The sequence below is a fragment of the Streptomyces sp. P5F9 genome (assembly GCF_057961495.1).
Genome location: NZ_JBXVPZ010000479.1, coordinates 1 through 7,192, shown reverse-complemented (window position 1 = coordinate 7,192; position 7,192 = coordinate 1). Strand labels below are relative to the sequence as shown.

General features: G+C 72.2%; 1 protein-coding gene. It reads left to right on the top strand.

What is annotated here, in order from left to right:
• A partial coding sequence (locus tag AC31A1_RS43005; RefSeq protein ID WP_489658519.1) for an SDR family NAD(P)-dependent oxidoreductase occupies positions 1 to 7,192 on the top strand: 7,192 nt, incomplete at both ends.

Genomic DNA, 7,192 nt, shown 5'->3' with positions numbered 1-7,192 from the left:
CCCGTACCCGCCCCCTCCGCCGAACCGATCGCGCCGGCCACCAGCGAGCAGGAACGCCTCTGGCTCCTGCATCAGCGCGAGCGCGAAAACCGTTCCTACGACGTGCCGTTGGCCTTCCGCGTCGAGGGCCGCGTCGACACGGCGGCCCTGCATCGCGCGGTGCGCACACTGGTCGAACGGCACGTGGCCCTGCGTACCCGGCTGGTTCCCACCCCCGACGGGCTGCTGCAACAGGCCGGCGATCCGTACGACCCGTGGCAGCGCCTCGAAGCCCGCCCGGGGGAGGAGTGGCAGGACACCGCCGACCGGTTCTTCGACCACCGCTTCGACCTCGGCGACGTCCGGATGCTGCGGGCCGGTTGGGTGGGGCAGTCCGACGGCGGACTGCTCCTGCTGCACCTGCACCACGTCGCCGTGGACGGCTGGTCGCTCAACCTTCTTCTCCACGACCTGACCGACGCCTGCGCCGGCGGGGGCGTCCAGCCGTCGGCAGCCTTCACACCCTTGGACTTCGCGCGCTGGCAACGCAGTTGGCACACGACCCCCGCCTACGAGGACCGTCGAGCCCGGCTGCGCTCCCACTCCGGCCGCGACGGTGAACCGTCACCCGCCCTGCCGACGCCGGACGCGCCACGAGCCCGCCTGTTGCGTACCTCGCTGGACCTGGTCCGCCGCAGCGCGCTGGACCGTCGGGCCGCACAACTCGGCCTGACGCGCTTCCAGTTGCTGGTGTCCGCATTCGCCGCGAGCCTGTACGGCGTGACCGGGCAGAGCCGTCCGCTGGTCGCCACGCCGGTGGTGAACCGGCCCCGCCCCGAATTCGCGGACACGGTCGGCATGTTCGCCAACACCGTGCTCCTGGACCTGCCGTTGGAGCCGCACCGCTCACTGGACGCTCAGCTCTCGGCTCACTCCGATGCCGTTCGCGCCGTGCTCCAGGACCAGGAGGTCGCCCTCGCCGACGTCCTCGCGGACCGCGCCTTCCGCGAGCGAATCCCCTTGTTCGACTACCTCTTCGTCCTGGAGAACACCGACTTCTCGGCACTGCGCCTCGACGGCTGCGAGGTGCGGCCACTGTGGCCCGAGCCGCTCGGCGCCAAGTGCGCCCTCACGCTGTCGGTCGTGGAGCACGAGGGCGGGTTCGACTGCCTGTGGGAGTACCGCGACGACATCGGCGCCGAACGCACCCAGGCCGCGGCCCGCCTCTTCCGCCAGACACTCGACCACCTGACCGGCGACACGGACATCACCCTGCACGAACTGGTCGCCGGCTACCGCCGTACCCTGCCCGACCACGGCCAAGGCCCCACGCGCGCACCGGACTTCACCTCCGTCGCAGACGGCTTCGCCCGGCAGGTGGCCCGCACTCCGCACGCCCCGGCCGTCACCACCGGCGAGACCACCCTCACCTACGGCGAACTCGACGCACAGGCAGCCGGGTTGGCGGCCGCACTCGGCACCCGCCTCCCGGCCGATCCCGCCGCCCAGGCGGCCGTGGCGCTCTACCTCCAGCCCTCCGTCGAGCATGTCGTGGCGCTCCTGGCGGCGGCCCGCCTCAATCTCACCGTCGTACCCCTCGACCCCGCCTACCCGCCGCCCCTGCTGAGGCATGTGCTCGACCAGGCCGACCCGTTGTGCGTCCTCGTGACACCCGAGGACGAGCATGTCCTCGACGCGATCGCGCCACTGTCCCTGCCCCGGCACATCCTCACCCTCGCCGACACCCCCACCGCAGTACAACTGCCCACGCACCAGGGGCTGCGCCCGCTCTACACCCTGTTCACGTCCGGTTCGACCGGCACTCCCAAAGGCGTCCAGGTCACCGACCGGACCCTGTGCAACCTGCTGACCTGGCAGCGCACCGACGGCGGGCTGAGCGGGCCCGCCGTGACCCAGCAGTTCTCCATGCTGTCCTTCGACGTCTCCTTCCAGGAGATCTTCACGACCCTCTGCTCGGGCGGCCTGCTGCGCCTGGTGGAGCCCGGCTGGCGGCACGATGTCCCCTCTCTGCTGCGGGAGTTGGAGACCGGGGGAGCGGAGCGGATCTTCCTGCCGTACGTCGCTCTGCAACTCCTCGCCGAACACGGGGTGCGCACCGGGCAGTTCCCGTCCCGGCTGCGTGAAGTCGTCACCGCCGGCGAACAGTTGGTGTGCACCGATGCGATCCGCCGCTGGTTCGACGGTCTGCCGGACGCCCGGCTGTTCAACCACTACGGGCCCACCGAGACCCACGTCGTCAGCGGCCTGTGCCTCGACGGCGACCCCGCCGCCTGGCCGCTGCGTCCCGCGATCGGACGTCCGGTGGCGAACGCCGTCCTGCGTGTCGTCGACGAGGGCGGTCTGCCCGTCCCGACCGGAGTCACCGGCGAGTTGCTGATCGGCGGTGTCATGGCCGACCGCTGCTACGTCGGCGTCGACGACGGCGATGAGACGCCGAACCGCGACCGCTTCACCGACGACCCGGACCGCGGGACGTTTTACCGCACCGGCGACCTGGCCCGGTTCGACGAGCAGGGCCTGCTGCACTACGCGGGCCGCGACGACAGCCAGGTCAAACTCGGCGGGTTCCGGCTGGAGCTGGGGCAGGTCGAGGCCGCGTTGCTGCAGTATCCCGGTGTGACCCAGGCGGTCGCGGCGGTGGAGGGCGGGCAGCTGGTGGCGTGCCTGCAATGCCGGGGCGGCGACCCCGATCCGACCGAACTCGCGGACCATCTGGCCGGGTTACTGCCGGCCTACGTGCGCATCAGCCGTTTCCGCCGCCTCACGGAGTTGCCGCGTACGCCGAGCGGCAAGCTGGACCGCCGGGCCGCGCACACCGCCCCCGGCCGGGAGCTGCGCTCCGTCGACGTGTCGGCTCCGGCCGTCTCATCGCTCGAAGGACGGCTGGCCACGCTGTTCGAGACGGTGACCGGAAAGGCCGTCGGCATGGATCAGCGGTTCTTCGACGCCGGCGCCACCAGCCTGGACCTGATGCGCTTCCAGCTCCGCTGCGCGGGCGAGGACGAACTCGCCTTCACCGTCCCGGAGTTGTTCGAGCACGTCAGCCTCCGCGCGCTGGCCCGCGTTGTGGAGGGACGCGCGTCGGAGGGCGCCGTCGCGACCGCCGTCATCGCCGAATCCCCACGGCCGCCGGGGGAGCGGGCCGAGGAACCCGTCGCCGTCATTGGGATGGCCGTACGCCTGCCTGGCGCCCCTGACCTGGCCGCCTTCTGGGACCTGGTGGTCTCCGGCCGCCGGGGCATCGAGCACTTCCCGACGGCGGACGGCCGGGTCGGCGCCCGCAGCCAGTTGGCAGGCATGCTCGACTTCGACCCGGGCCGCTTCACGATCAGCCCGCACGAGGCCCGGCTGATGGACCCCCAACAGCGGCAGCTCCTGATGAACTGCGTCGAGGCACTCGCCCACGCCGGCATCGGGGACCCGACAGCCCGCCGGGTCGGACTCCTCGCCGCCTGCGGGGAGAACACCTACTTCCAACGCATGCTGCGCGAGGCGGAGTCGGCCGAACTGCCCGACACCTTCCGGCTCGCGCTGCACCACGAGAAGGACTTCCTGGCCACCAAAGCCGCCTACCACCTCGGCCTGACAGGCCCCGCCTTCACCGTGCAGTCGGCGTGCTCCAGCTCGCTCGTCGGCGTGCATGTCGCCGCCGGGCTGCTCCGGCAGGGCGACGCCGACGTGATGCTCGTCGGCGGTGTCCTAGTCGACACCGAACTGACCGACGGCTACACCTACCGGCCGCAGCACATCTTCTCCCCGGACGGCCACTGCCGACCCTTCAGCGCGGACGCCGCCGGCACCGTCGGGGCCAGCGGAACCGGCGTCGTCGTCCTCAAGCCCCTCGCCGCCGCCCGCCGGGACGGAGACACCGTCTACGCCGTTATCACCGGCTCGGGCATCAACAACGACGGCTCGGACAAGCTCAGTTACAGCGCCCCCGCCCTGGCCGGGCAACGCGGCGCGATCCGCACCGCCCTGCACCGCAGCGGCCGTAGCGGCACCGACCTCGGCTATGTGGAGGCGCACGGCACCGGCACCCGCCTCGGGGACCCGGTGGAGGTGGCAGCGCTGCGCCAGGCGTACGGACTGGCGGACGACGCGCGCGTCGCGCTGTCCTCCGTGAAGAGCCAGATCGGACACCTGGGCGCCGCTGCGGGCGTTGTGGGAATGGTGCGGGCCGTGCTCGCCGTGCACCACGGGATCGTCCCGCCCACGGCGGACTTCGACCGGCTCAACCCCGAGATCGACGACGGCCCGTTCCGCATACCGGTCGCGGCCGAACCCTGGCCGCAGGACGGGCCGCGAGTGGCCGCCGTCAGCAGCTTCGGCATCGGCGGGACCAACGCCCATCTGCTCCTCGAACAACCGGATACAGCGCAAGTCGCCCATGCCACGCGCGAGTTGGTGCCGTGCCTGGTCCTTTCCGGCAGTTCCGAGGCCACGGTACGCGCGGACGGACGCCGTATTGCCGCATACCTGAGGGCGCGCCCCGACACCTATCCGCAGGTCCTGCGCCACCTCCAGGCAGGACGGCCCGCGCTCGGCCACCGGGCGGCGGCCGTCTGCCCGGACGCCGGCTCCGCCGTCGCATGGCTCGAAGCCCTCTCCGACATCACGGCGCCGCACCCGCGGACCGGCCACCCGACCCAGGACCGGGACCCCCGTGCCCTCGCCGAGGAATGGACGGCCGGGCACACCCTCGTATGGCCCGAGGGTCCCGCGTCCGCACCCTGGGACTTCCCACCACCCGCCTTCGAGACGGCGGAGTACGACTTCGCGCGTACGCCCGTAGCGGCCCCAGCCGGTGTGTCCGCGCCGTCGGCCGGCCCGCAGCGACTGCCCGCTGACCAGTGGCTGCACCAGCCGCAGTGGACACGGTTGCGCCGCGCCCGCACCGGCGTTCACGAACCGCGGCGCACCGCCGTGGTGGTCACGGATGCGGGCGGCGAGTCGTGGCGGTTCCTGGAGCGGCACTACGCCCGGGTGGTGACCGTGTGCGCCGGGGAGGCCTTCGCCCGTCTCGACGAGGACCGTTACGAGGCCGATCCCGCCGATTCCGGGCAACTGGCCGCCGTGCTGGAGCGGGTCACCCGTACCGGCGGTCCCGGGGTCGACTGGCTGCATGCGCTGCCGCTGGCCCTCGACGGCAACCTCGATGAACACGCCCTGGAAGCCGCCCAGTTGGCCTGCCTCGACACCGTCGCGGCGCTCGCCCGCGCTCTGGCCGACATCCCGGATGCCGTACGGCCACGCGCCTGGTTGCTGTCCCACGGGGCGCAGCCGGTCACCGGCCCCGTCCGCGCCCCTGAGGCGGGCCTGCTCGCCGCCGCCCTCGAAGTGCCCCGGCAGGAGCTGGGAGTGACCCTGCGCTGGACCGACCTGCCCGGACCCCGCCCGGCCGACTGGGCGGCACACCTGCCCGACCTGCTCCTGGACGACACGATCACCGCATCGGCGACCGCTCTGCGCGACGGCTTCTGGTGGCAGCGCACGCTCCAACCGGTTACGGGCCTCAACTCCCCGCCGAACGCCGTCCGTTCGGCCGCCCCCGGAACCCACCTGGTGCTCGGCGGCACCGGAGGCATCGGCGCCACCCTGGCCGCCCGCCTCCTGGAGCACCCCGGCAACCGCGTCGTCCTCGTCGCCCGAGGGACCGAGACACCGCCCGCGCTACGGCCGTACCAGGACCGCGTCACACTGGTTCCCGCTGACCTCGCAACGGACGAACTGACCACGGTCGCGGACCGGTTGGCCCCGCACCTCGACGGCCTCGCAGGCATCGTCCACGCCGCGGGCACAGCCGCCGGCGGACTCATCGCCCGCCGCGACCCCGCAACCTCGCGCCGCGCCACGGCGGCAAAACTGCGTGGCGCCCTGCTCGTCGAACGGCTCATCGCCGAGCACGACCCCGACTATGCCGCCTACTGCTCGTCAATGGCGGCCCGGTTCGGGGGAGTTGGACAGTTCGACTACGCGGCGGCCAACGCCTGCCTCGATGCCTACGCCCACCACGCACCACCCGGCGACGACGCCACCACCGTCCGGATGAGCATCGGCTGGGACGCCTGGCGCGATGTAGGCATGGCGCAGCACGCCCTGACCGCTGACGCCCGCCACCAGGAGCACCTCAAGGTGGCGCTCACCCCCGAGGACGGCGCCGCGGTCTTCGAACGCGCCCTGCACCTGCAGTTGCCGCACCTGATGGTCAACACCACGCCCTTGGTGGAGGCTCGCTACTTCTATGAGCAGGTACCCGGTGCACGACCGGCGCCCTCCGCACACCCGGTACCTTCCGCGCACCCCGCGCACAGCGATCCCACGGCCGAACTCACCGAGATACTGGTCGACTTGCTCGGCGTGGACACCGTTGAGCCGAGCGCCGCGCTGTACGACCTCGGCGCCGACTCGCTCACCCTGCTGGAATTCATCGACGAGGTGAAACGCCGCTACGGCACCGACATCGACCTGTCCCGGCTCAGCCACCGGGTGAGCCTCACCGAGATCCTCGGACACCTCGGCAACCTCGACGCCGGCACTCGCGCGTCCGCCGCCGGAGTGGACGTGGAGGTGTGGCAGCGCGGACCGGGCCCGGACGTGCTGTGCCTGGTCCATCCGGTCGGCGGCGACATCCAGGCCTACCGGCCTCTGGTGGCGGCCCTGCCCGACGAGTTGACCGTCTGCCTCATCGCCGACCCGAGACTACGCGACCCGGCGCAGCCCGCCCGGTCGATCGCCGACCGTGCCGCGCACTACCTGGAAGCCGTGCGAGCCGCGTTTCCGGACCCGAACTACTGCCTGCGCTTGGCGGGTTGGTCGTTCGGTGCCTGGACTGCCTTGTCCATGGCGGCACTTGCCGAGGCCGACGGTCGACCCGTCGATGCCATCCACCTCCTCGATCCGCCGCCACCAGGCGCCGGACAACGGCTCGCCGCGTACGACGAACGACAGGTGGACGCCGTATTCGCCCGCGAGTTGAGCGGCAACGGTGATGGTGGGGGACGGCTGTCGGTGTCCGGCCGTGCCTACGCCGAACGCCTCGCGGCCTGCTGCCGGACCAACCTCGCCGCCATGGCCGAGCACCGGCTGGCGCGCCTGCACCGGACGCCCGCCGAGGTATGGCTCGCCCAACGCGCCGTAGAGGAAGGTCTGTTGGCCCCGGAAACGACCGCCCCCGACGCGTGGGACGCCCATC